The organism is Rhizobium sp. C4 (assembly GCF_021026315.1).
Classification (GTDB): domain Bacteria; phylum Pseudomonadota; class Alphaproteobacteria; order Rhizobiales; family Rhizobiaceae; genus Ensifer_A.
Genome location: NZ_JAJNCX010000001.1, coordinates 638435 through 661958 on the forward strand (window position 1 = coordinate 638435; position 23524 = coordinate 661958).

At 61.0% G+C, this 23524-nt stretch carries 23 protein-coding genes and 1 tRNA gene; 11 read left to right on the forward strand and 13 right to left on the reverse strand.

The genetic code is table 11. The features are described from left to right. Nucleotides 1-122: 122 nt before the first annotated feature. From LQK84_RS03210 to rpoZ, 3 genes are all read right to left on the reverse strand, one after another. On the reverse strand, nucleotides 123-278 hold the full coding sequence (locus tag LQK84_RS03210) for a DUF3563 family protein (RefSeq protein ID WP_109858159.1): 156 nt from the start codon (nucleotides 276-278) through the stop codon (nucleotides 123-125). A gap of 148 nt (nucleotides 279-426) precedes the next feature. Beyond that, nucleotides 427-2631, reverse strand: coding sequence for a RelA/SpoT family protein (locus LQK84_RS03215; RefSeq protein ID WP_230827173.1), 2205 nt, complete (start codon nucleotides 2629-2631; stop codon nucleotides 427-429). A gap of 104 nt (nucleotides 2632-2735) precedes the next feature. Further along, a complete protein-coding gene (rpoZ, locus tag LQK84_RS03220) occupies nucleotides 2736-3134 on the reverse strand; it encodes a DNA-directed RNA polymerase subunit omega (protein WP_230827174.1) in 399 nt (132 codons plus the stop codon). 298 nt (nucleotides 3135-3432) lie between these two features. Here rpoZ and LQK84_RS03225 point away from each other — a divergent pair, with 298 nt between their 5' ends. Next, nucleotides 3433-4011: a LabA-like NYN domain-containing protein gene (locus LQK84_RS03225; RefSeq protein ID WP_230827175.1), complete on the forward strand. Its 579-nt coding sequence runs from the start codon at nucleotides 3433-3435 to the stop codon at nucleotides 4009-4011. 87 nt (nucleotides 4012-4098) lie between these two features. After that, nucleotides 4099-4377 (forward strand): hypothetical protein, encoded by a 279-nt coding sequence (locus LQK84_RS03230; protein WP_230827176.1) that lies wholly within the window; start codon nucleotides 4099-4101, stop codon nucleotides 4375-4377. 58 nt (nucleotides 4378-4435) lie between these two features. Here LQK84_RS03230 and smpB read toward each other — a convergent pair whose 3' ends face one another. Together smpB and dapA are read right to left on the reverse strand one after the other, a co-directional pair. Beyond that, a complete protein-coding gene (smpB, locus tag LQK84_RS03235) occupies nucleotides 4436-4915 on the reverse strand; it encodes an SsrA-binding protein SmpB (protein WP_230827177.1) in 480 nt (159 codons plus the stop codon). After that, on the reverse strand, nucleotides 4915-5796 hold the full coding sequence (gene dapA / locus LQK84_RS03240) for a 4-hydroxy-tetrahydrodipicolinate synthase (RefSeq protein ID WP_230827178.1): 882 nt from the start codon (nucleotides 5794-5796) through the stop codon (nucleotides 4915-4917). Before dapA ends, smpB begins: the two co-directional genes overlap by 1 nt. Nucleotides 5797-6010: 214 nt before the next feature. Between dapA and LQK84_RS03245 the strand changes: the two genes are divergently transcribed. Then, nucleotides 6011-8071, forward strand: coding sequence for a lytic transglycosylase domain-containing protein (locus LQK84_RS03245; protein WP_230827179.1), 2061 nt, complete (start codon nucleotides 6011-6013; stop codon nucleotides 8069-8071). A 4-nt stretch (nucleotides 8072-8075) separates the two neighbouring features. On the opposite strand, the gene LQK84_RS03250 is transcribed toward LQK84_RS03245, so the two are convergent. Beyond that, nucleotides 8076-8375 carry an addiction module antidote protein gene (locus LQK84_RS03250; protein WP_230827180.1) on the reverse strand — a complete coding sequence of 100 codons (300 nt, stop codon included), beginning with the start codon at nucleotides 8373-8375 and terminating at the stop codon, nucleotides 8076-8078. Between the two features lie 113 nt (nucleotides 8376-8488). Beyond that, nucleotides 8489-8782, reverse strand: coding sequence for a type II toxin-antitoxin system RelE/ParE family toxin (locus LQK84_RS03255; RefSeq protein ID WP_230827181.1), 294 nt, complete (start codon nucleotides 8780-8782; stop codon nucleotides 8489-8491). A gap of 119 nt (nucleotides 8783-8901) precedes the next feature. Between LQK84_RS03255 and LQK84_RS03260 the strand changes: the two genes are divergently transcribed. Both LQK84_RS03260 and LQK84_RS03265 read left to right on the forward strand, forming a co-directional pair. Next, nucleotides 8902-9786, forward strand: a complete 885-nt coding sequence (locus LQK84_RS03260; RefSeq protein WP_230827182.1) for an alpha/beta fold hydrolase — start codon at nucleotides 8902-8904, stop codon at nucleotides 9784-9786. A 171-nt stretch (nucleotides 9787-9957) separates the two neighbouring features. Further along, nucleotides 9958-11379 carry a mannose-1-phosphate guanylyltransferase/mannose-6-phosphate isomerase gene (locus LQK84_RS03265; RefSeq protein ID WP_230827183.1) on the forward strand — a complete coding sequence of 474 codons (1422 nt, stop codon included), beginning with the start codon at nucleotides 9958-9960 and terminating at the stop codon, nucleotides 11377-11379. On the opposite strand, the gene LQK84_RS03270 is transcribed toward LQK84_RS03265, so the two are convergent. From LQK84_RS03270 to LQK84_RS03285, 4 genes are all read right to left on the reverse strand, one after another. After that, nucleotides 11364-13439, reverse strand: a complete 2076-nt coding sequence (locus tag LQK84_RS03270) for an NAD(+) synthase (RefSeq protein ID WP_230827184.1) — start codon at nucleotides 13437-13439, stop codon at nucleotides 11364-11366. The genes LQK84_RS03265 and LQK84_RS03270 overlap by 16 nt on opposite strands. 211 nt (nucleotides 13440-13650) lie before the next feature. Further along, nucleotides 13651-14676, reverse strand: coding sequence for a porin (locus LQK84_RS03275; protein WP_230827185.1), 1026 nt, complete (start codon nucleotides 14674-14676; stop codon nucleotides 13651-13653). A 166-nt stretch (nucleotides 14677-14842) separates the two neighbouring features. Further along, entirely contained in the window at nucleotides 14843-15850 is a 1008-nt protein-coding gene (locus tag LQK84_RS03280; RefSeq protein WP_230827186.1) for a porin, read from the reverse strand. 194 nt (nucleotides 15851-16044) lie between these two features. Further along, complete coding sequence (locus tag LQK84_RS03285) at nucleotides 16045-17028, reverse strand: porin (protein WP_230827187.1); 984 nt, start codon at nucleotides 17026-17028, stop codon at nucleotides 16045-16047. A 582-nt stretch (nucleotides 17029-17610) separates the two neighbouring features. Here LQK84_RS03285 and LQK84_RS03290 point away from each other — a divergent pair. Continuing rightward, nucleotides 17611-17701 (forward strand) — tRNA-Ser (locus LQK84_RS03290). A gap of 122 nt (nucleotides 17702-17823) precedes the next feature. Here LQK84_RS03290 and LQK84_RS03295 read toward each other — a convergent pair. Together LQK84_RS03295 and LQK84_RS03300 are read right to left on the reverse strand one after the other, a co-directional pair. Further along, the gene (locus tag LQK84_RS03295; RefSeq protein WP_230827188.1) at nucleotides 17824-19041 is read right to left on the reverse strand and encodes an NAD(P)/FAD-dependent oxidoreductase; all 1218 of its coding nucleotides are present in this window, start codon (nucleotides 19039-19041) and stop codon (nucleotides 17824-17826) included. Nucleotides 19042-19110: 69 nt separating this feature from the next. Beyond that, a complete protein-coding gene (locus LQK84_RS03300; protein WP_230827189.1) occupies nucleotides 19111-19512 on the reverse strand; it encodes a rhodanese-like domain-containing protein in 402 nt (133 codons plus the stop codon). Between the two features lie 74 nt (nucleotides 19513-19586). On the opposite strand from LQK84_RS03300, the gene ftrA reads away from it, so the two are divergent. From ftrA to LQK84_RS03325, 5 genes are all read left to right on the forward strand, one after another. Then, nucleotides 19587-20582 (forward strand): transcriptional regulator FtrA, encoded by a 996-nt coding sequence (gene ftrA / locus LQK84_RS03305; RefSeq protein WP_230827190.1) that lies wholly within the window; start codon nucleotides 19587-19589, stop codon nucleotides 20580-20582. 126 nt (nucleotides 20583-20708) lie between these two features. Beyond that, complete coding sequence (locus LQK84_RS03310) at nucleotides 20709-21065, forward strand: PilZ domain-containing protein (protein WP_230827191.1); 357 nt, start codon at nucleotides 20709-20711, stop codon at nucleotides 21063-21065. 103 nt (nucleotides 21066-21168) lie between these two features. Then, a complete protein-coding gene (locus LQK84_RS03315; protein ID WP_230827192.1) occupies nucleotides 21169-21525 on the forward strand; it encodes a PilZ domain-containing protein in 357 nt (118 codons plus the stop codon). 63 nt (nucleotides 21526-21588) lie between these two features. Continuing rightward, the gene (locus LQK84_RS03320) at nucleotides 21589-22701 is read left to right on the forward strand and encodes a pyridoxal phosphate-dependent aminotransferase (protein WP_230827193.1); all 1113 of its coding nucleotides are present in this window, start codon (nucleotides 21589-21591) and stop codon (nucleotides 22699-22701) included. A 105-nt stretch (nucleotides 22702-22806) separates the two neighbouring features. Continuing rightward, nucleotides 22807-23424, forward strand: a complete 618-nt coding sequence (locus LQK84_RS03325) for a L,D-transpeptidase (protein ID WP_230827194.1) — start codon at nucleotides 22807-22809, stop codon at nucleotides 23422-23424. The last annotated feature ends 100 nt before the right edge of the window (nucleotides 23425-23524 follow it).

Consider the following 23524-nt stretch of genomic DNA (forward strand, 5'->3'; position numbering starts at 1 on the left):
GCACCCCGGACCAACAAAAAAGGGCGCGGAACCCGCACCCTGCATCTTCAATCTTTCCCGAATGGTGAGCCTCACGCGCAAGACATGCGCCGGAGGCCTGCCTTCAAGGCGTGTCTCAGGCCTCAGAACTGACCACGGCGGAAGTCGCCACGATCGATCTGGCGCATGCGAAACTCGAGATCATAACGATCCTTCGCGCCATTGAGATATGCCATTTCGCGTTCCTGCTCCGTGGGAATGCGGAGCGCACGAGCCACTTTCTTCAGCGAACCGAACATTTTTCCAAGTCCTTCTTGATCAACTTCTGTTTACGAGGCTGAAGATAATGCTGCATCGCAACATCAACAAGCGCAAGCTTGCCCTAGCTGCCATGCGCTGAATGCATGCCGTGATTTTAACCTTTTGTTTTCAAATTGTTGGAGGCGGTTATTCGAACAACCGCTTCACTGTTGCAACGCAACTCAGCTCTTTCAGCTGCGTAATCAGCTGGTTGAGCTGGCGCAGGTCCCAGACCTCGAGCTCCACCTGCATCTCTGTGAAATCGGCCGCCACGCGCGTCATGGTGAGCGTGGCGATATTCACGTCGGTCGTGGCGATGTTCTGCGCGATCGTCGCCAGCGTTCCCGGCTCGTTGATGGCGCTGATCATGACACGGGCGTTGAAGCGCGACTTGTTGGCGAGGTCGAGATCCCAGCGCACGTCGATCCAGCGCTCCGGCTCGTCTTCGAACTGCTGCAGGCCCGGCGACTGGATCGGATAGATGGCGAGGCTCTTCTCGCCGTCGAGAATGCCGACGATGCGGTCGCCCGGAACGGCGCCGCCGGTGGCGAAATGCACCTGGATGTCGTTGGAGAGGCCGCGGAACGGCAGGATTTCGCCGCTCGGCGATTTCTGCTGGCCCGGCACCTTGAAGATCATGCCCGAGGCCGAGTTCATGGCGAACCAGCCGTCATCGACATTCTGCTTCACGGTGACGCGTTCGTCCTGGTAATCCGGATAGACGGCGCGCAGCACGTCGAGCGACGACAGCTCCCCTCGCCCGACGGCGGCGATCGCATCTTCCGCTTCCTTGTGGCCGAGGCGGAAAAGCGAAGCCTTCAGCACATCGCGGGAGAAGACCTTGCCGGCGCGATCGAAGGTGCGTTCGAGAATGCGGTAGCCGAGGCCGGCATATTGCTTGCGGATGGCAAGCCTCGTGGCGCGGCGGATGGCCGAACGGGCCTTGCCGGTGACGACGATCTCTTCCCAGGCGGCCGGCGGCACCTGCACGCCGGAGCGGATGATCTCGACCTCGTCGCCATTGGCGAGACGGGTGACGACCGGCATGATGCGGCCATTGATCTTGGCGCCGACGCAGGTATCGCCGACATTGGTGTGGACGGCATAGGCGAAGTCGATGGGCGTCGCGCCGCGCGGCAGCGCGATCAGCTTGCCCTTGGGCGTGAAGCAGAAGACCTGGTCCTGGAAGAGTTCGAGCTTGGTGTGCTCCAGAAACTCTTCCGGATTGTCGCCTTCCGACAGCGCCTCGATGGTCTGGCGCAGCCACGAATAGGCGTTGGATTCGCGCGCCAGCGTGTCTTCTGCCTGCGCGCTCTGGCCGTCCTTGTAGATCGAATGGGCGGCGATGCCGTATTCGGCGATCTCGTTCATGCGCAGCGTGCGGATCTGCAGCTCGATACGCTGGCGGGACGGGCCGACGATGGTCGTGTGGATGGAACGATAGTCGTTCTGCTTCGGCGTCGAGATATAGTCCTTGAAGCGGCCGGGCACGACGCGCCAGCGCGTGTGGACGATGCCGAGCGCGCGGTAGCAGGACGGGATGTCCTCGACGAGGATACGGAAGCCGTAGACGTCGGAGAGCTGCTCGAAGGAGAGCGACTTCGACTGCATCTTGCGGAAGACCGAATAGGGCTTCTTCTGGCGACCCTTGACGATCGCCTTGGTGAGGCCGTTCTGGTTGAGCAGTTCGGTCAGTTCCCGCTCGATGTTCTCGATCAGGCCTTCGTTGCTGGCAGACAGTCCGGCCAGACGCTTCGTGACGGTATCCCAGGCTTCCGGGTTGAGATGGCGGAAGGCCAGCTCTTCCAGCTCGTCGCGCACGCCCTGCATACCCATGCGGCCGGCGAGCGGCGCATAGATTTCCATCGTCTCTTCGGAGATGCGGCGGCGCTTTTCGTCGCGCATGACGTCGAGCGTGCGCATGTTGTGCAGGCGGTCGGCGAGCTTGACGAGGAGAACGCGCAGGTCGTCGGAAATCGCCAGCAGCAGCTTGCGCAGGTTTTCCGCCTGCTTGGCCTTCTGGGAGACGAGTTCGAGCTTCTTGATCTTGGTCAGGCCCTCGACGAGACGGCCGATATCCTTGCCGAAGAGTTCGTCGATCTCGGCGCGCGTCGCCGTCGTGTCCTCGATCGTGTCATGCAGGAGCGCAACCGCGATGGTCGACTCGTCCAGATGCATGTCGGTGAGGATGGCGGCGACTTCGAGCGGATGCGAGAAATAGGGATCGCCGCTGGCACGTTTCTGCATGCCATGCTTCTGCATGGCGTAAACGTAAGCCTTGTTCAGGAGCGCTTCGTTGACATCGGGCTTGTATTGCTGAACGCGCTCAACAAGCTCGTATTGTCGCATCATGAAGCACGTCTCCCCGGAATCGCAAATGCGCCGTGCCCAAGGCCCGGCGCATCCAAATGTCGCATGGCAGTCATAGACCTGTCAGCGACGAAAATGTGGCAAAATCAATAATCGTCGCTTTTTTCCGGCGGCACAAGACCTTCGATGCCGGCCAGCAGTTCTTCTTCCGACATGCGGTCGAAGGTCAGCGTATCCGGCAGGTCTTCCTCTTCCAGATCGTTGCCGGCAGCCGAAGCACCAGCCAGCGAAGCCGGATCGGGCTCGGGCTCGTCCACTTCGACATGCTTCTGCAGCGAATGGATGAGGTCTTCCTTGAGGTCTTCCGGAGACAGCGTTTCGTCAGCGATTTCGCGCAGCGCTACCACCGGGTTCTTGTCGTTGTCGCGGTCGATCGTGATGCCGGCGCCCTGGGAGATCTGGCGAGCGCGATGGCTGGCGAGCAGAACAAGCTCGAACCGGTTGTCGACTTTATCAATGCAATCTTCTACTGTGACGCGGGCCATTGCCTGTCCTTCGTGAATTCGTTTCCGTACGGGATTGCGGCCTCGATACAGGCAAAGCCGGTCTAATTCAAGTTTTTCCTGACGGCGACCCGCCTCCCGGTCTGGCGCCTTGAGAAGGCATTGGTTCAATTATAGCCTATTTTGGTTGCAATTCATTGGTAAATCTATGGATATGCGGTTGCTTGTTCCCTGATACACCACCAGATAATAAGGGTGAGAAACCGAAATGGCCTGTTGACGGAGAGCCGGTACAACTTTAGCCGTTACTAAAAAAATGACATCTAGCAGGGATGGATCAATGTTCGACCCCAGAGAAAAAATTGCACTTTTCATTGACGGCGCAAACCTTTACGCCGCGTCGAAATCGCTGGGGTTCGATGTCGACTATCGCAAGCTATTAAAGGCCTTCCAGAAGCGCGGTTATCTGCTGCGCGCCTATTACTACACCGCGCTGATCGAGGATCAGGAATATTCCTCGATCCGGCCTTTGATCGACTGGCTCGATTACAACGGCTACCGCGTGGTGACGAAGCCGGCGAAGGAATTCACTGATTCGCTCGGCCGCCGGAAGATCAAGGGCAACATGGATATCGAGCTGGCCATCGACGCGATGGAACAGTGCGAAACCGTCGACCATCTCGTCATCTTCTCCGGCGACGGCGACTTCACGACACTGGTTGAAGCGCTGCAGCGCCGCGGCCGCAAGGTCTCGGTCGTCTCCACGATGGCCACGCAGCCGCCGATGATTGCCGACGACCTGCGCCGCCAGGCAGACCATTTCATCGATCTTAACTCCCTGAAGGCTGAAGTCGGACGTGATCCCTCCGAACGGCAGGCCCGTGTTCACGAGCCGGTAGCCGAAGAGATCGAAACCTAAGGCTACGGTTTCTTAACCTTGAGACTTGGCAGTTTCGCAAGATCGATCTGCCAAGCTCAGGTGATCAAGATCGCTCCGGTTAAGCCCATGTCAGACGCCAAATCCTATCACCCGCCCCTCCCCGAGCTGCTGAAGCAGACGGTGGAACAGTTCGACATTTCCACGGACGTGACGAATGTTGACATGCTGCTTGCGGGCGAAGCATCGCGTCATTTCCCCGAACCGCGCAACCGCCGCAGGGAAGACGCCGAAATCCGGCGCCTTCGGGCGCTGCGCGATGTCATGAAATCGCACACGGGTCTCCCGGACCAGGCGCCCGAGCATGACAACGCGCCGGTTCACTCGCAATTCTACAAGCAGTTCTGAAAAGAGCAGCCCTGAGGCTGGCAATGCCGCCACTGACCGGGCTTGCGGCCGGCGCGGATCAGCCGCGATCCTTGAGCAGGCGGCCCTTCTGGCGGTTCCAGTCGCGCTCTTTCTCGGTCTCGCGCTTGTCGTGCAGCTTCTTGCCCTTGGCCAGCGCCAGCTCCATCTTCGCCCTGCCCTTTTCGTTGAAGTAGATCTTCAACGGAACGAGCGTCATGCCTTCGCGGTTGACGCCGATGCGCAGGCGATGGATTTCGCGCTTTGACAGCAGCAGCTTGCGACGGCGGCGGGTGTCGTGGTTGAAGCGGTTGCCCTGCAGATATTCCGGCAGATAGGAATTGATGAGCCAGATTTCGCCGTCCTCGTCGGAGGCGTAGGATTCGGCGATGTTGGCCTTGCCATCACGCAACGACTTGACCTCCGTCCCCGTGAGCACGAGGCCGGCTTCATAGGTATCGAGAATCTCATAGTTGAAGCGGGCCTTGCGGTTTTCCGCAACGACCTTCTTCACTACGCGTTCGCTACCCTTGGGTGCCATCAGTTCAACAATCCTGCATGTTTCAGGGCGGCGTCCAGCGCTGCCTTGGTTGACGGTTCGATCCCGACCAGCGGAGAGCGAACCGTTTCACCCATGCGACCGAGACGCGACAGTGCATATTTAGAGCCTGCGACGCCGGGTTCAAGGAAGATGGCCTTGTGAAGCGGCATGAGACGGTCCTGATATTCGAGCGCTGCGGCATAATCGCCCTTCAGCGTCAGGGCCTGGAACTCGGCGCAGAGGCGCGGCGCAACGTTGGCCGTCACCGAAATGCAGCCAACGCCGCCATGTGCGTTGAAGCCGAGTGCGGTCGCGTCTTCACCCGACAGCTGGATGAAATCCCTGCCGCAGGCCATGCGCTGTTCGGAGACGCGCTCGATCTTGCCGGTGGCATCCTTGACGCCGACAATGTTCTTGTGGGCCCTGGCGAGTGCCGCCATGGTGTCCACGCTCATGTCGATGACCGAGCGGCCGGGAATGTTGTAGATGATGATCGGCAGGGTGATCGCTTCGGCAATCGCCGAATAATGCGCGATCAGGCCCTTCTGCGTCGGCTTGTTGTAATAGGGTGTTACGACAAGCACGGCGTCGGCGCCGGCCTTTTCGGCATGACGCGCGAGATCGATCGCCTCGACCGTGTTGTTGGAGCCGGCACCGGCAATGATCGGCACGCGCTTGGCGGCCACCTCGATGCAGAGCTCGACGACGCGCTTGTGTTCGGCATGGGAAAGGGTCGGCGACTCGCCGGTCGTGCCGACGGGCACGAGCGCGCTGGAGCCTTCCTTGATCTGCCAGTCCACATGTTCAGCAAAGGCTTTTTCGTCGATCTTCCCGTCGGGCGTGAACGGGGTGACGAGCGCGGGCATTGATCCCTTGAACATGTGATGCTTACCTCACTGAGCGGCCACACAAGCTTTAGCCGCATTCCTGATTATTCTTCTTGGTCAGGCGCCTTCTGCTTCGAGCTTCAGACCTTGTTCCCGATCGCGTTTCTTAGAGGAGTTTGTGACGCCTTGGAAGAACGAAAATCGTAACCGGGACAAGCTTTATGCAACGTGCCATCCCTATATAATGATGGAACACCCATCGAGACCCATGACGAAAGTGACCGCACCCATCGCCATAGTCCTGGCCGTCCTCGCACCCATTGCCGGGTGGGAGGCGATGGGTCCCGTGCTGCTCTACAGCGTGGCGACGCCGGCGCTGGTCGGCGCGGGCAAGGATGCGGGCACGCTCTCCGACAAGACGCCGCAGAAGGCGATCATTGCCGCATCGCAGGGCGCCTTCGCCACCGGAATCGAGGCGCTGAAGCGCAACGACGTGCAGGCAGCCCTCAACGCCCGCGACGATCTCGTGCCGCGCGACGGGATCGAGCGCAAGGCGCTGACCTATGCGATCGTCACCTCGGGCCTTTCCGGCATTTCGAGCGCGGAATATCTCTCGGCGCGCGAAGAGCTGAACGGCTGGCCGGGCCTGGCCGACCTCGACCGTCACTACGAGCGCGCGCTCTATCGCGAGCGGCCCAGCGACGACGCGATCTTTGCCGCCTTCCGGCTGCGTGCACCGCAGACGCCGGAGGGAAGCCTGCTCTATGCCCGGGCGCTGAAGACTGTCGGCGAGGCCGACCGGGCAAAGGGGATCATTGCCGGGCTCTGGGCCACGAACGCGCTGAACACCTGGCTGGAAGGCGAGGTTCTGAACCGCTTCCCCGACATGCTGACCCCGGCCGATCACCGGGCGCGCATGGACTATCTGCTGTATCGCGACCGCGTGAAACAGGCCGCCCGCTTTGCCAAGCTTGGCAACGCGCAGCCGCTTTACGACGCCTGGACCGCCGTCATGAAGCAGAGCCCGAAGGCGCCGCAGCTCCTGAAGGCGGCCGAGACGGGCTTCAAGGGCGACAGCGCGCTGCTCTTTGCCAATATCCTGCAGAAAGAACAGAAGAACGACTTCGACGGCGCGGCAGCGCTTCTGCAGAACCTGCCCGCGGCGGCGTCCGATCGCGTCAATTCGGACGAATGGTGGCATGAGCAGCGCATCGTCAGCCGTGGCCTGTTCGAGGAGAGCAAGTTCAAGGCGGCCTTCGATCTTGCCGCCGGGCATGTCGCCGCCTCGCCTGCCGCCGTGGCCGACGCCGAGTTTCATGCCGGCTGGTATGCACTTGTCGGGCTGAAGGACGGCAAGCTCGCCAAGGTGCATTTCGAGAAGCTGCTCGAGGGCGCAACCACGCCACAGACCGCGTCGCGCGCCCTCTACTGGCTCGGCCGCGCCGAGAAGGCGGCCGGCGGCGATGGCAAGACCTATTTCGCGGACGCCGCCGACTATGACCACTCGTTCTATGGGCTGGTCGCCGCCACCGAACTTTCCGGACCGGGAGCGGTGACAGAGAGCGCCAAGAGCCAGCCGACGCCGTCGGACCGGCTTCTCTTTGCCGGTCAGGAGAGCGTGCGGGCAATCGACCTCCTGCAGAAGGAAAACTATCCGGTGGCGGCCAAGCGGCTCTATCGCGGCCTTGCCGACCAGATCGACGATCCGGACGTGCTGACGATCCTGGCTGAGAAGGCGAAGCGCGACCAAGACAGCGCGCTGGCGCTCGACATCGGCAAGAAGGCCTATGCCAAGGGCGGTGACGATGCAGCGCTTGCCTATCCGCTGGGCGCCATCCCCGACACGGCTGGCCTTTCGGGAAGACAGCTGGCGCTGGCCTATGCGATCGCCCGGCAGGAGAGCGGGTTCAATGCGAAGGCGGTTTCTGCGGCGCGCGCGGTCGGCCTGATGCAGATCCTGCCCGGCACGGCCAAGGACATGGCCTCGCAGCTGGGGCTGGCCTACGCGCCGGAGAAGCTGACCGCGGATACGGCCTACAATGCCATTCTCGGCACGCAATATCTGGACAACCAGATCAAGCGGCAGGCAGGATCCTACGTGCTGACCTTCGCGGCCTACAATGCCGGGCCGGGCAAGGTGCGCGAATGGCTCGCCCGCTTCGGCGACCCGCGCGGCAAGGACCTCGAATTCGTCCTCAACTGGATCGAATCCATCCCCTACCCTGAAACACGCGACTATGTGATGCGCGTCATGGAAAACTTCGAGGCCTACCAGCTGCAGCTGGGGCTCGGCGCAAACATCAAGGCGGACCTGACGGCGGGCGGGTGAGGCGCTAGACTTCCGCGGGACGCTGGCGGATGGCCAGATCGTAACCCAGCGCCTTGATGACCTTCATCACCGTCGCGAATTCCGGGTGGCCCTCCGCAGACAGCGCGCGATAGAGATTTTCGCGCGAAACACCAGCATCACGGGCGACCTGGCTCATTCCCTTGGCCCGCGAGACGTCGCCCAGCGCTGCGGCAATGACGGCCGCATCGCCATCCTCGAAGGCCGCATCGAGATAGAGCGCGATCTTCTCCTCGCTATCCAGATGCTCTGCCGGATCCCAGATTTTTGTTTCGATCACCGTCATGAATGTCTCCGCAACCAGAACACCGTTCGATCCACCTGAAACGGATCCGGGCTCCGAACTTCTTGCTTTCAAACCTACGCCAAACGGCTTGGGTCACTGCTCACCGATGATGCTCAGTCGATTTGGCTTGCCATCTCCTGGGCCCTAGCGATATCGGCCCGCTGGCTGCCCTTGTCACCGCCGCACAGCAGAACCACGAGAACGCGGCCCCTCTGGGTGAAATACACCCGGTATCCGGGGCCATAGTCGACGCGGATCTCACTGACACCGCCGCCCACGGATTTGACGTCTCCAAAATTGCCCAAGGACACCCGCCGCAGCCGGATATCGATCCGGGCCTTCGCCCGATCATCTTTCAACCGGGCAAACCAATCCGCATATTCCTTGGTTTCCCTGATCTCGACCATAACAATTTGTATCTCATAAGCTACAGTTTTGCAATGTTCACCGTTATTGGGCGCTTGGTTCCCTTACGTCTTGAGATGATCTAACGTGCCGAAAAAGGCCTGCAGGGAGGAAACCAACCATGACCGCGCCATATCTCGAGCACCATATCCCCTCACCCGACGGGCTGACGCTTTATGCGCGGGACTATGGCAGCAACGCACCCGGTGCAGGCGGGCGGCTGCCAGTGGTCTGCCTTGCAGGGCTGACGCGCAACAGCCGGGACTTTCATCCCCTGGCGGTCGCGCTTTCCACCGACACGGATGCGCCGCGCCGGGTGATCACCATCGACACGCGCGGACGCGGCGGTTCGGACAGGGATGGCGACCCGTCGCGTTACACCGTGCCGCATGAGGCCGGCGATGTGATCGCCGTGCTGACAGCACTCGGGATCAGTCGCGCCGCCTTCATCGGCACTTCGCGCGGCGGTCTGATCCTGCATGTGCTGGTCGCCGTTCAGCCGCAGCTTCTCGGACCGGCCATCCTCAACGATGTCGGCCCGGCGATCGGCATGGAGGGCTTGCGGCATATCCAGTCCTACCTCGGGCGCCGGCCGAGCTATGCCAGCCTTGCGGAGGCGGCGGACGCGCTGAAACGCGTGCATGGCCCCGCCTTTCCGAAACTCACGGATACCGATTGGCTGGAATTTGCCGATGCGACGCTCCGGGAGACGGAGGGGCGATATGAACCCGACCATGATCCGGCGATTGCCGCGGGCATGGCGGCCGTCGATCTCAGCCAGCCGCTGCCCGAGCTCTGGGAACAGTTCGATCTTTTCCGCGCCCATCCGCTGATGACGATCCGGGGCGAAAATTCGGTTCTTCTGACGCCTGAAATCCTGAACCGGATGAAAGAGCGCAACCCCGAGATGGACGTGCTTCTGGTCCACGATCAGGGCCATGCACCTTTGCTTCATCTCGACGGAACACCGGCCGCGATCAAGGCGTTCCTTGATCGGGCGCCATAAACCAAGCGGCAAGGTTTCTCACAGCATCGGGTTTTCTGGACGCGGCCTGTCCTGTACGTTGCACTGCGATATGGGGCGGACGCGGTTGCGTTGGTGATATGGCAGGCGAAGTCCTGTCGATGCCGGCACGATGCCTGCGCAAGCCCGACGACAAAGTGGAGACAGAGTTTGATGAATTCGCAGAAGATCATCCCCATCCTTCTTGCCGGTGGCGCGGGCTCGCGGCTCTGGCCGGTATCGCGCGATGATCTGCCGAAGCAGTTCCAGCCGCTGACCGGGGAATTCTCCAGCTATCAGGAAACCCTGCGCCGCGTCGGTGACCCGAAGGTCTATGATGCGCCGATCGTCATCACCAATGACGCCTTCCGCTTCTTCTCGCGTCGTCAGGCGGAAGCCGCGGGCCATCCCGCAACAGTCGTCCTGGAGCCCGCACGCCGCGACAGTGCCGCAGCGGTCGCCGTAGCGGCCGTCATGGCCGAACGCCGCGCCGCCGGTTCGCTGGTGCTGGCGCTTGCCGCCGACCACATGGTGCTGGACGAAGACCTCTTCACACAATCGGTGACGCTGGGTGCGACCGCTGCCCGCGACGGCAAGATCGTCGTCTTCGGCCTGAAGCCGACCGAGCCGCGCACAAGCTACGGCTATATTCGACCCGGTGTGGCCATCAATGGAAATGCGGATCTCGCGCTGGTCGACGCCTTTGTCGAAAAGCCGAATGCCGAAACCGCGCTCGACTACCTGCGCAAGGGCTATCTCTGGAATTCCGGCAACTTCCTTTTCCGCTCCGACGTGATGATCGCCGAGTTCCGCAAATATGCGCCCGAGATCCTGGATGCCGCGGAAGCCTCGGTCGAGAAGGCCAGCCACGACCTCGGCTTCGTGCGGCTCGACCAGGAAAGCTTCGAGCGTTCACCGAAGAACTCGATCGACTATGCAGTGATCGAGAAGACCAGGGAAATGGCGGTTGTCACCGGGCATTTCCGCTGGTCGGATGTCGGCTCCTGGGATGCGATCTGGGAAGTGCTCGACCACGACGAGAGCGGCAACGTCGTCTATGGCGAGGGTCTGGCACTGAACTCCTCGGGCTGCCTTATCCATTCGGAAGGCATCTACACGACGCTGGTGGGTGTCGAGGACCTGATCGCGGTGTCGACGCGCGACGCGGTCATGGTCGTGCCGAAAAACAAGGTACAGGACGTCAAGAAGCTGGTCGACGAGATGAAGAGCCGCTCGATCCCGCAGGCCGATGGGCATCGTCTCAGCCATCGCCCCTGGGGCACGGTCGACAGCGTCGTGGATGGCGCGCGCTATGCGGTCAAGCATATCACCGTGGATTGCGGCGGGGTGCTGTCGCTGCAGAAGCACATGCATCGCGCCGAGCACTGGGTTGTCGTCAGTGGTACCGCGACGATCACCATCGGCGATCACACGCGGCTGGTGACGGAAAACGAGTCGGTCTATGTGCCGGTCGGCGTGGTCCACCGCATCGCCAACGAAGGCAAGGTGCCGCTGGAGCTCATCGAGGTGCGCACCGGCAGCTATATCGCCGAAGACGACATCCAGCGCATCGAGGATATCTACGCCCGCGTCTGAGACACGGCGGGCGGCAGATTTGCTTCGAGCTCCGCCAGCCAGGCATTGGCGTTGCCGTCAGACGGCGCACGCCAGTCGCCGCGCGGCGAGAGCGACCCGCCGGACGACACCTTCGGCCCGTTCGGCACGGCCGAGCGCTTGAACTGGCTGGTCGCAAAAAAGCGGCGCAGGAAGACACGCAGCCATTTCGCAATCGTCTCAAGATCGTAGCCGACACGCTTGTTGTCCGGCGTCATCGGCGGCCAGACGCCCTTCGACACATCGCACCAGGCGTGATGCGCCATGAACGCGATCTTGGACGGCGCGAAGCCGTAGCGCGTGGTGAAATAGAGGTTGAAGTCCTGAAGCGCATAGGGACCGACGAAATCCTCGGTCTTCTGCGCCGGCTCGCCCTTGTTGTCGTCGCCCGGAACCAGTTCCGGCGAGATCTCGGTAGCAAGGATCGCGTGCAGAACCGCCCTCGCCTCTTCCCCGAATGTGCCGGTATCGGCGACCCAGCGAATCAGATGCTGGATGAGCGTCTTCGACACCGAGGCATTCACGTTGTAATGCGACATGTGATCGCCAACGCCATAGGTGCACCAGCCAAGGCCAAGCTCGGAGAGATCGCCGGTGCCGAGCACGATGCCGCCATGCATGTTGGCAAGGCGGAAGAGCACCGAGGTGCGCGCGCCGGCCTGCACGTTCTCGAACGTGATGTCATAGACCTTCTCGCCCTTGGCATAGGGGTGGCCGATATCGAGCAGCATCGCCATGCTGGCATCGGTGAGATCGATCTCCTCCGCCGTCACCCCAAGTGCCCGCATCAGCGCCCAGGCACTTTCCTTCGTCTTCGCGCTCGTGGCGAAGGAGGGCAGCGTGTAGGCGAGGATGTTGGTGCGCGGCAGGCCGAGCCTGTCGAAGGCATGGGCGGCGACCAACAGAGCCTGGGTCGAATCGAGCCCGCCGGAGACCCCGATGACGACCTTCTTGACCCCCGAAGCCTTCAGCCGCTGGACGAGACCATGGGACTGAATGTTGTAGGCCTCGTAGCAATGCTCGGCCAGACGCGCGGCATCGTCGGGTACGTAAGGGAAGCGTGGCACGGCGCGCATGAGCCCCAGATCGCTTTTCGTATCGGGCTGCTGCCGGAAGGTCACCTTGCGGAAGGAACGCGCCTTCATCGTCTGGTCCGTGCAGTCACCGAACGTCACCTGCCGCTGCCGCTCCGTTTCGATGAGGCCGAGATCGATATCGGCGAAGATCGTCTGCGCGTTGGGCGCGAAGCGCTCGGCCTCGGCAAGCAGGCGGCCGCATTCATAGATCGCGCCCTGCCCGTCCCAAGCGAGGTCGGTAGTCGACTCGCCGGCACCGGCGGCGGAATAGAGATAGGCAGCAAGACAGCGTGACGACTGAACGCGGCAGAGCGCATGACGCTCCTCCGCCTTGCCGATCGTGATGTTGCTGGCTGACAGATTGACGAGCACCGTGGCGCCGGCCATGGCGGCATAGGTGCTGGGCGGCACCGGCGTCCAGACATCCTCGCAGATCTCGGCGTGAAGGACAAAGCCAGCCACGTCTTCCGCCTCGATGAGGATGTCCGTCCCGAAAGGCACGGATTCTCCGGCAATACGGATGTCCGCCGGCACTGCGCCGCTGCCGGAGGCAAAGTGGCGCTTCTCGTAGAACTCCCGGTAGTTTGGAAGGTAGGACTTTGGATAGGCGGCGAGGAAGCGCCCGCCCTGGATGGCGACAGCCGTATTGTAGAGCCTGCCGCCGGCATTGAGCGGCGCGCCGACGAAGACGACACAGCCGAAACTGCGACTCGCCTCGGCGATCGCAGCCAGTGCCTCGTGCACAGCGCGCTGGAGGGCCGACTGCTGCAGCAGGTCATCGATCGAATAGGCCGAAATTCCAAGCTCGGGGAAAAGAACAAGCGAGGCGCCACGTTCATCCGCTTCGCGGGCCATCGCGATCACGGACTGGGCATTGGCCGCAGGATCAGCCAGCGCTACCGGCGGCGTTGCCACCGCGACGCGGACGAAGCCATGGCGATGAAGATTGAAGAAGCCGCTGTTCATGAGCCGATCCCGCTGATGCCTGCATCTGGAGATAATGGCCGCCAGCCGCAAAGGCAAGCATCTTGGCAGGAGGCGATCCACGAACCGACCGGCTTCTCCTGACGCCCATACCGTTCCGGGGGCCCGGAAAAAAACAAAGGGCCGAAGCGCAAAGCGCCCGGCCCGATGATGGCAGCGCGGGACGACGGAGGCCCCGCGCATGTCTCTATGATTAGAAATTGCGCTCAAAGCGGAGGAAACCGCCGGAAGACTTGTTCTTGTCGTAACGTGCTTCGAGAAGCACGTCGAAGCCCGTTGCGACGTTGTAACCAACGTTGCCAACAACGAGCCAGTACTTCGGCTTGAAGGCATAGGAGTAGTCAACAGCGGCGAAGAACTTCGGCGTGATGTTGACGCGGCCGGCAGCCGTCAGAACGAAGCCGTCGAGGCCAGCGCCGGCAAGCGTCGTCGGAGCATAGGCGCTCGTCGTCTTGCTGGTGTAGATGCCGAGCAACTTCAGCTGGACCGGGTCGATTGTTGCAGAAACATAACCCTTAGCGCCCCACGACTTGTCAGCGATGTCGTAGTTGAAGCCGAGTGCGCCTTCGTAGTTGCCAAACGTGCCCTTGACGCCCGCATTCAGGCCAGCCGTCTTGCCTGCGGTGTTGGTCATGTCATCGACGGATGCCAGGTATGAGAAGCTTCCAACCTTGCCCTGAACTGCAGCATAGGATGCAGCACGGTAGTCATAGAGACCGCCCCAATCCGTCAGACCGCCGTAGTTGAAGAAACGAACCCAAGCTGTTTCGTAGTTACCGACCTCGAAACCAACCGACCCAGCGTCAATGCCGGCATAAAAGAACGCAGTGTACTGATTACCGCCAGTAGCCTGGGTCGCAGCAAATCCACGCACCTGAAGCCAAGAATATACGGTACCGATTTCGGAATTGTTCTTCGCATCCACAGTCAAGCGGAACTGGCTGCCAGCTGCGGCAGAGCTCGTCCACTTATATGCTGCATTGCTGGTGGTGCCAATCGCCGGATTATTACCGTACGTCAGATCCCAGCGGACCATTCCACCGACCTTAAGGCAGGTCTCGGTGCCGGGGATATAAAAATAGCCGGTGCCGAATGCGTCGCAAACTTTGACGTATTCCATCGGTTCCGGAGCAGCGGCAACGATTGCGTCAGCTGCGTTTGCGCCAGATACAGCTGCGAGAGCCGCAGCGGAGCCGAGAAGAAGGCCCTTAATTTTCATGATATCCCCTCTTAAGGTTGGTTGATGGTTATTGAATTAACTTATTCGAATAGGCGTTGCAACCTTGTCCAACTTCCAACGCAAAACTGTCACAAAATAAACGAAGCAGGTGCAACATTTATGCAACTAGGGGCCGCTTGCGCGACCCCTAGGTAGTCTCGTTCGATTAGAACGAACGCTCGAAGCGAAGGAAGCCCGAAGACACCTTCGTGCTGGTGTAGCCACCTTCAACCAGGACCGCGAAGCCATTGGCAACGTTCCAGCCCAGATCGCCTACGACGTTCCAGGTCTTCGGCTTGAAGGAGTAGGAGTAGTCAACTGCCGCGAAGAGCTTCGGCGTGATGTCAACCTTGCCGCCAGCGATCAGCGTGAAGCCAGCCGCCGGTGCATAAACGTTTCCAGCCTTGGCAGCATAGATGCCCATCAGCTTCAGGCTGACGATATCGAACTTGCCGGAGACATAGCCCTTCATGCCGTAGGACTTGGCAGCGATGTCGTAATCAGCGCCGAGAGCCGCTTCAATGTTGTCAAACGTGCCCTTGACGGCGGCGTTCAGACCAGCAGTCTTGCCTGCAACGTTCGTGAAATCGTCAACGCCGGCGGTATAGGAGATGTTGCCAACCTTGCCGTAGAACGCCGCGTAGGAATTGATGTTTTCAGCATAGGAGCCACCGTTGTCGGTGAAGCCGCCGAAGCCGAAGAAGCGGGTCCAGTAGTTGTCGTAGTAACCAACTTCGAAGCCATAGGCGCCGCCATCGATACCGGCATTGAAGTAGGCAACATTGCCAGCATTGATACCGGTGCCCGCAGGCACGCCAGCATAACCGCGAATCTGAAGGAACGAGTAGACGGTACCAACTTCAGAATCGTTCTTTGCGTTGACGTTCAGGCGGTACTGAGAGCTCGAGTAGGACGACCACTTGTAGCCCGGATTGCCGCTTGCTGCGCCGAAGAGCGGAGCGTTGGAGTAGTTCAGCTGTCCACGAACGAGACCGCCGATCTTAAGGCAAGTTTCAGTGCCGGGAATGTAGAAATAGCCGGTACCGAATGCGTCGCAGACCTTGACATATTCCATTGGCTCAGGAGCAGCCGCTACAATCGCGTCAGCAGCTTGTGCGCCGGAAACAACCGCAAAAGCAGCAGCCGTCCCGAGGAGGAGACCCTTGATATTCATCTGAATGACCCTATTCAAAAGAGTGTTAGGTAACATCAACGATCCGCAGCTAGGCGGCCTTCGTCAATGTTCTGGAGAGTGTGCCGCACGCATACAAAGTGCTGCGATCGTCTTTTTGCCGGCCAGCTTTGCGCCATCCCGGATATGAAATGGAGGCCTGGCAAGCCAGACCTCCACAGAAAAACCCTTGCGGATTAGAAGCTGCGCTGGAAGCGAACGTTGCCGAACACAGCCTTGTTGGAGCTGGTGTAGCCAACTTCAGGACGGACCATGAAGCCGTTAGCAACGTTCCATTCAACGCCACCTGCAACCTGGTAGGTCTTCGGCGTGAATTCGTAGCTGTAGCGGGCATAGGCAGCCAGATTCGAAGTCAGCTGAGCCTTAGCTGCCGTGTAGAGCGTAAAGCCCTTGGCCGGAGCATAAGCGTTGCTTGCGTTGGAAGCATAGATGCCCTGAACCTTGAGGGTGATCGGGTCAAACTTAGCTTCAACAAAACCCTTGGCGCCAAACGACTTGGCAGCGATGTCGTAGTTGATCGCAGCGCCGACACCAACGGTACCGAACGTAGCCTTCACACCACCGTTCAGGCCAGCCGTCTTGCCAGCCGTGTTGGTGAAGTCGTCAACGCTTGCAAAGTAGGATACATTGCCTGCCTTGCCGTAGAATGCGGCGTAGGAGCTGCCAACATAACCGTAGTCGCCGTTGTTGTTGCCGTAGCCGCCGAAGCCAGTCCACTGCGACCAGTAGCTATCGCCGTAGCCGACTTCAAAGCCAGCTGCACCAGCATCGATACCAGCCTTAAAGAGAGCCGAGTAGGTGCCGTTAGCCGAGCCGCGGATTTCGAGCCACGAATAGACAGTGCCGATTTCGGTGCTGTTCCTAGCTTCAGCATCGAGGAAGAGACGCGTGTCACCGTTGTAGGACGACCAACGATAAGCCGGGTTTGCGGTCGATACGCCACCGATCGAGCTGTACTGCAGCTGGTAACGAACGCCGCCCGAGATCTTCAGGCAGGTTTCGGTGCCGGGGATGTAGAAGTAGCCCGTGCCGAAAGCGTCGCAAACCTTGACGTATTCCATGGGTTCCGGAGCGGCGGCGACGATTGCGTCAGCGGCCTGTGCGCCGGATACAACTGCGAAGGCAGTTGCGGAGCCGAGAAGAAGGCTCTTGATGTTCATTGTTGACCTCCAGTCAATTGTTCAAATTGGGACCGAGTTAACTGCAAGCAGTTTCCCTGCCCGATCCCAAACCAAAGAAGAGCGGCGACTTTCGCCTCGCTTCCGGATTTGAAAATACAAAACGGTTTACTCGGCGCAATCATCATCTGCTTTCCGGGGCATCGTTTCCCCGCGCTTCATCAGTCGATGTTGCGGAAAAGACACGAATTGAGCAGACGCAACGGCAATTCGTTACCGTTGAATTAATGAAAACGCTTTTCGAACAAAGGCTTGGAGGGCGAAAATTAAGGTTTTATCAATCTTTGCGACCGGCGGGAATTGCGCTCAGCTCCCGTTTTGACACAGGTTTGCGGGCTGCGCGGCCATCGTACCGGCCTCGCCTTTGGGTGCACATTTTTGAGCCGATGCAATCCTGGGTGACGCAGACAACGGGGCAGATCGCGACTCGCAGGCGAACGATTCCCTTGCCCATGGAATCGTTTCCCGATGTCATCTTCTGTGCACAGGAACCCGGCCGAGAGTTTTTGATGAAGTTTGCTGTTGATTCAACGCAGGCTTTTCTTTATCAGCCCGGTCGTGGTTGGAGAGGTGGCCGAGTGGTCGAAGGCGCTCCCCTGCTAAGGGAGTATACCTCATAAGGGTATCGAGGGTTCGAATCCCTTCCTCTCCGCCACTATCAAATCCCGAAAATTCAGCTTTCTTCGCAGCGGCCTCTGGCCCGTCCGGCCTTATCGCCTTGCCGCATGTAGGCGGGAGGGGCCGCGGGCAACAGCCGCAATGCCCCTCAGCGCCTCGTCACGTCAGAGACTTGAGATCCGTCGCCGGATCGGCGATGGCGTCGCGCACATGCGCAGGGTTGCCGCTGTCGAGAAGCTTCTTGCCGACCACATAGGCCTTGGCGTCGTTGACGGCGTCCACGGCGATCAGTTCGCGAGCGGCGAAATACCAGACCGAGGACGCGCCTTCCCGTGCGCCGGGGCGCGAGAGCGTCTCGTCGTAACCGACATTGAAGCCGGCGATCTGCAGCTTGACGTCATACTGATCCGACCAGAACCAGGGCTTCGGGCGGTAGGGTTGATGTGCGCCGGTGAGGTTGAGGGCGACGTTTTCCGCCTGGTCCACGGCGTTCTGCACCGACTCGAGCCGGATGCGCAGCCCCTTCCAGTCCTGCTCGGCGCAGTCGCCCATCGCATAGACATCCGGATCGGACGTGCGGCCAAATTCATCGACGGCAATGCCGTTGCCGCAGGCGATGCCGGCCGCGCGGGCAAGGCCGTCTTCGGCATAGGCGCCGATCCCCGCAATGACGAGGTCGACATCCAGGTGGCGACCGTCGGACAACTCCGCGCCGGTCACCCTGCCCGCTACACCCGAAAGCGCCGTCAGGCCGACGCCCTCCAGCAGGTCGACGCCATGGGCCTGATGGATGTTGCGGAAAATGTCAGCGGTGGCCGGCGACGCGACGCGGGCGAGAATCCGCTCGGCCGCCTCGATGACCGTCACCTCAAGGCCGAGATGGCGGGCAACGGAGGCCGCCTCCAGACCGATATAGCCGCCGCCCACGACGAGCAGCCGCTTGCCGGCTTCCATGTAGGGCCGCAGCCGGTCGGCATCGGCGAAGCAGCGGATGGTGAAGATACCGGCGAGGCCCTGCGTCAGGGAATCAGGCAGGTTGCGCGGGGTGGAGCCGGTCGCAAAGACCAGCTGGCCATAGTCGAGACTTTCGCCATTCGAGAGCGCAAGCGTCTTGGCCGCGCGATCCAGAGAAAGGGCCGTCACACCGGTCAGGACGTCGACGGCGTTCTCCGCATACCATTCGACCGGACGGAACATCAGCCGATCGAGCGACATCTCGCCCAGCAGATATTTCTTCGACAGCGGCGGCCGCTGATAGGGATAGGCATCTTCACGGGAAATGATCGTGACCGGGCGCATGTCATTCAGTGCCCTGAGCTTCGCGGCGCAGGCGAATGCCGCCTGCCCACCACCAACAATCACCAGCCGTTCGGACACGTCCAATACTCCACGCTTCACCCTGTTGCGGGCGAAACTAGCGGCAGTGCGCGGCGTTGAAAAGCCGTTTCAGTCCGATTCCGTGGCAAATTCAAAGCCCTCGTCCGCCCAGCCGGTCATGCCGCCGATCATGATCTTGACCGGACGGCCGAGCCGCGCGAGACGAAGTGCTGCACGATCTGCTCCGTTGCAATGCGGGCCGGCGCAATAGACGACGAAGAGCGTGCCTTCCGGCCATTCTCCCATGCGGTTCGCGGTCATCTTGCCGTGCGGCAGGCTCAATGCGCCCGGCACATGGGACTTGCGATAGAGATCTGGCGAACGGACATCGAGGAGCACGAAGTCGAGCGCGCCAGCCTGCAGCGAGGCATGGACGTCCCAGCAATCGGCTTCGAACGTGAACTTGGCAGCGAAATGCCGCTCGGCGTCGGCGCTTGCGGCGGCGGGGATTTCGGCGACTGGGCTCGGCATGGCTGGGTTTCCTCATCTGCTTGCATGTTCATCGCCAGACTACCGGGGAGAGGTGCCGCTTGAAATTGGCGTGAATGACAACTACCGTCAAAATCATGCCAGATCGTGTTTCACCGCCCCATGGACCCCTCGTCGCCGTGCTCGCCTATGACGGGCTCTGCACCTTCGAATTCGGCGTGGCCTACGAGGTATTCGGTCTGCCGCGTCCCGAAATGGGGCCGGGATGGTATCGCTATCAGGTCGTTGGGGTCGAAGACGGTCCCTTGCGCGCTGCAGGCGGATTGACGGTGACGGCCGATGGTGGGCTCGGTCATCTTGAGGCTGCGGATATCATTGTGGTTCCCGGCTGGCGGGCTATCGATGCGGGTGTTCCCGAGCCCCTGATACAGGCCCTGCAGGCGGCAAACCGGCGCGGGGCGCGCGTCATGTCGCTCTGCTCGGGAATCACCGTGCTGGCGCAGGCGGGACTTCTCAGCGGACTGAAGGCGACGACGCATTGGCGTTATGCTGACTCGATTGCGGCGCGCTTTCCGGACATCGCGCTCGATCCGTCGGTGCTTTATGTCGACAATGGCACGGTTCTGACGGCGGCCGGCAGTGCGGCGGGGATCGATCTCTGCCTGCATGTCGTGCGCCGCGACTTCGGCACGGAGGCGGCCAACAGCGTGGCGCGGCGGCTGGTCGTGCCGCCACATCGCGAGGGCGGGCAGGCGCAGTTCATTCCAGGGCCCGTGGCACGCGACCACGAGAAGGAACGCTTGAGCCCCCTCTTCGACTGGATGCGAAAGAACATCGCGAACGACCTGCCGCTGACGATGCTGGCCGAGCGCGCGGGCATGAGCCTGCGAAGCTTCCAGCGCCGCTTCGAGGAGGCAACCGGCGTTTCGCCCGGCGAGTGGATCGCCATGACGCGGCTGCGTGAAGCACAACGGCTGCTGGAAACGGAGGCGCGGAGCGATCTGGAAGAGGTTGCCCGGCTTGCGGGCTATGGCAGCGCTGCCAATCTCCGCCATCACTTCCGCACCCGGCTCGGCGTCAGCCCTGCAGCCTACAGGCGGCAGTTCGGCTGACTTTGCGACTACAGGGCGCTCCCAAATCTGGAAACGTCTAAAACTTGACGGAACGCATTAAGCTTCCGGCGACAGGTGTTCAGCTATTGTGAGAACCAGGTTAAACAGTCGTCATGGAGGCCAGACATGGGCCTGCATTTTATCGGGACTGAACCGCACCGGCCGGGAGCCGAGTTCGACTACGAACGATTTCCGGTCAACCTGCCGACGCGGCTCATTATGATCGGCCATCACTTCAAGTCCAGCGAAGCGCTGTGCCTGATGATGGATGTGTCGGTGAGCGGCGCCAAGCTGAAGGTCGAACCCGACCTGATGGTGCCGAGCCATTTCTTCATCATCATCAACGGCCTTCACGACGAGATCGGCTGCACGCTGGTCAAGCGGACGCTGGAGACCGTGTCGCTGAAGTTCAACATGCTGCTGGCGGATGATTTCATCGATCTGATCCTGCGCCGCAGCGCCGAGTTCGAGGCCAGCAACTGAGCCGTCAAATGTTTGGGCGATCGCTCAAGTCTTAACGATTTCCTTCAATCGAATGGAAGGGATCTGCGCCAGAGTGGGGGCAACCGAAAGACAGGCCCCCACGATGCTCGACAAATCCACCTACATGTCCGACGTCCAATCCGGCGTCTATGATCGGGCATTCGAGCATTACAAGGTCAGGCAGAACGCCCGGATCATCACGATCGGTCGCGGGCTGACCGGGCTCTATGAGCGGCAGGCAAAGGTGGTGGACATTTCGATCGCCGGGGCCGGTCTGGAACTCAGCCATTGCATCGGCCTGCCCAAGCACTACTACCTGATGATCGAGGGCTTTCCCAACCGCATCGGCTGTGCGGAGATCTATCGCAAGGACCGTAAGGTGGGCGTCAAGTTCATCGCCCAGATCGACGAACACCTTATTCACAAGATGATCCGCGCCGATTATTTCAAGGGCAAGTAGCCCTTGCCGACATGGCTTTTCTCCCTATTGTAGCGCGACGCCTTCAGGGAGCTTCTTTATCGCATGTCCAGTTTCGGCCGCTTCACGCCACTCATCCAGTCACTGCCCACCACCATTCCCTTCATCGGTCCCGAGGCGATCGAACGCAGCCGCGGACTGAAGGTGAAGGCACGCATCGGCGCGAACGAAAACGGCTTCGGCCCCTCGCCCAAAGCGATCATCGCGATGGAACAGGCCGCGCGCGAGACGTGGCAATATGCCGATCCGGAAAACTACGATCTGCGCGTTGCGCTGGCCGCGCATCTCGGCATCACGGCCAACAACATCAATGTCGGCGGCGGGATCGACGAACTGCTGGGCCTCATCGTCCGCATGATCGTTCTGCCGGATACGCCGGTCGTCACTTCGCTCGGCGGCTATCCGACCTTCAATTTCCAGGTCGCCGGCTTCGGCGGGCGGCTGGTGACGGTGCCCTACAAGGACGACCAGGAGGATCTGGGCGGGCTGCTCGATGCCGTCAAGCGCGAGAACGCGCCGCTCGTCTATGTGGCCAATCCCGACAATCCGATGGGCAGCTGGCACAAGGCGGAGGACATCGTCGCATTCGCCAAGGCGCTGCCGGAAACCACGCTTCTCATCCTGGACGAGGCCTATGGCGAAACGGCCCCCGCCGGCGTGATCCCGTCGATCGCAAGCCTCATCGACCTGCCGAACGTCATCCGCACCCGCACATTCTCCAAGGCCTATGGCATGGCGGGCTCGCGCGTCGGCTATGCGATCTCGACGCCGGAGAATGCCAACGCGTTCGACAAGATCCGCAACCATTTCGGCATGAACCGGATTGCCATTGCGGCGGCGCTCGCGGCTCTGGACGATCACGCCTATCTCGAAGAGACGCTCGCCCGCATCAAGGCGGCCCGTGAACGCATCGCCGACATTGCCCGCGCCAACCAGCTGTCGCCGCTGCCGTCGGCCACGAATTTCGTCGCCATCGACACCGGCCGCGACGGGCCGTATTCCCGCGCCATCGTCGATGGACTGATGGAAGAAGGCGTGTTCATCCGCCTGCCGGGCGTGGCGCCGCTCAACCGCTGCATCCGCGTCAGCGTCGGGCCGGAAGCCGATCTCGCCCTCTTCGAGGAGGCGCTGCCGAAGGTGTTGAGGCGGCTCGGCTAAGGGCTTCATGGCGGGCTCAAAAGGCCCGCCGTTAACCTTCGGTTTACCATAATTAAGGTAATTCTGCGGCATCGAATCCCCTCACTTCCCCCCGAAGGAACCTTCATGCCGATTACCCGTCGCAGCCTTCTCCTCGGCCTTTCTGCAGCTCTTGCCGGCTGCACCACGCAATATTCGCAGCAGGCTGCGAATTATGGTCCGAAGCCGCAGGAAGAGCATCCGCTGCCGGGCATGCCGCTCGACAAGATCAAGCCGGAACTGCGCCGCACGGAAGTCGACTATCCCTCGAGCGAGAAGCCCGGCACGGTGATCGTCGATACGCCGGCCCGCCGGCTCTACTACATCCTCGGCAACAACAAGGCGATCCGCTACGCCGTCAGCGTCGGCCGCGAAGGCCTGCAGCTGCGCGGCAACGCCTATGTGGGCCGCAAGGCCGAATGGCCGAGCTGGACACCGACCGCCAACATGATCAAGCGCGATCCGGGCAAATATGCCAAGCTTGCGGGCGGCATGACGGGCGGCCCGAACAATCCGCTCGGCGCCCGCGCGCTCTATCTCTATCGCGGCGGCAACGACCTGCATTTCCGCATCCACGGCACGAACCAGCCGGAATCGATCGGTTACGCCATGTCGTCCGGCTGCATCCGCATGCTGAACTATGACGTCATCGACCTTTACGACCGCGTCCCGACCGGTACGAAGGTCATCGTTTTGCAGGCTTGAATTAACCCTCTTGCGTCGATGCCGCTCCAGAACTGCACCGCTTAACGTTATGTTTAGGTGCCACAGTCAAAACACAATTAATGAGTGTATCTGTGGCGCT

Bases quoted from the DNA above. Each gene is read 5' to 3' on its own strand.
- LQK84_RS03210 (WP_109858159.1), bottom strand. From the start codon at position 278: ATGTTCGGTTCGCTGAAGAAAGTGGCTCGTGCGCTCCGCATTCCCACG.
- LQK84_RS03215 (WP_230827173.1), bottom strand. From the start codon at position 2,631: ATGATGCGACAATACGAGCTTGTTGAGCGCGTTCAGCAATACAAGCCC.
- rpoZ (WP_230827174.1), bottom strand. From the start codon at position 3,134: ATGGCCCGCGTCACAGTAGAAGATTGCATTGATAAAGTCGACAACCGG.
- LQK84_RS03225 (WP_230827175.1), top strand. From the start codon at position 3,433: ATGTTCGACCCCAGAGAAAAAATTGCACTTTTCATTGACGGCGCAAAC.
- LQK84_RS03230 (WP_230827176.1), top strand. From the start codon at position 4,099: ATGTCAGACGCCAAATCCTATCACCCGCCCCTCCCCGAGCTGCTGAAG.
- smpB (WP_230827177.1), bottom strand. From the start codon at position 4,915: ATGGCACCCAAGGGTAGCGAACGCGTAGTGAAGAAGGTCGTTGCGGAA.
- dapA (WP_230827178.1), bottom strand. From the start codon at position 5,796: ATGTTCAAGGGATCAATGCCCGCGCTCGTCACCCCGTTCACGCCCGAC.
- LQK84_RS03245 (WP_230827179.1), top strand. From the start codon at position 6,011: ATGACGAAAGTGACCGCACCCATCGCCATAGTCCTGGCCGTCCTCGCA.
- LQK84_RS03250 (WP_230827180.1), bottom strand. From the start codon at position 8,375: ATGACGGTGATCGAAACAAAAATCTGGGATCCGGCAGAGCATCTGGAT.
- LQK84_RS03255 (WP_230827181.1), bottom strand. From the start codon at position 8,782: ATGGTCGAGATCAGGGAAACCAAGGAATATGCGGATTGGTTTGCCCGG.
- LQK84_RS03260 (WP_230827182.1), top strand. From the start codon at position 8,902: ATGACCGCGCCATATCTCGAGCACCATATCCCCTCACCCGACGGGCTG.
- LQK84_RS03265 (WP_230827183.1), top strand. From the start codon at position 9,958: ATGAATTCGCAGAAGATCATCCCCATCCTTCTTGCCGGTGGCGCGGGC.
- LQK84_RS03270 (WP_230827184.1), bottom strand. From the start codon at position 13,439: ATGAACAGCGGCTTCTTCAATCTTCATCGCCATGGCTTCGTCCGCGTC.
- LQK84_RS03275 (WP_230827185.1), bottom strand. From the start codon at position 14,676: ATGAAAATTAAGGGCCTTCTTCTCGGCTCCGCTGCGGCTCTCGCAGCT.
- LQK84_RS03280 (WP_230827186.1), bottom strand. From the start codon at position 15,850: ATGAATATCAAGGGTCTCCTCCTCGGGACGGCTGCTGCTTTTGCGGTT.
- LQK84_RS03285 (WP_230827187.1), bottom strand. From the start codon at position 17,028: ATGAACATCAAGAGCCTTCTTCTCGGCTCCGCAACTGCCTTCGCAGTT.
- LQK84_RS03300 (WP_230827189.1), bottom strand. From the start codon at position 19,512: ATGCCGAGCCCAGTCGCCGAAATCCCCGCCGCCGCAAGCGCCGACGCC.
- ftrA (WP_230827190.1), top strand. From the start codon at position 19,587: ATGACAACTACCGTCAAAATCATGCCAGATCGTGTTTCACCGCCCCAT.
- LQK84_RS03310 (WP_230827191.1), top strand. From the start codon at position 20,709: ATGGGCCTGCATTTTATCGGGACTGAACCGCACCGGCCGGGAGCCGAG.
- LQK84_RS03315 (WP_230827192.1), top strand. From the start codon at position 21,169: ATGCTCGACAAATCCACCTACATGTCCGACGTCCAATCCGGCGTCTAT.
- LQK84_RS03320 (WP_230827193.1), top strand. From the start codon at position 21,589: ATGTCCAGTTTCGGCCGCTTCACGCCACTCATCCAGTCACTGCCCACC.
- LQK84_RS03325 (WP_230827194.1), top strand. From the start codon at position 22,807: ATGCCGATTACCCGTCGCAGCCTTCTCCTCGGCCTTTCTGCAGCTCTT.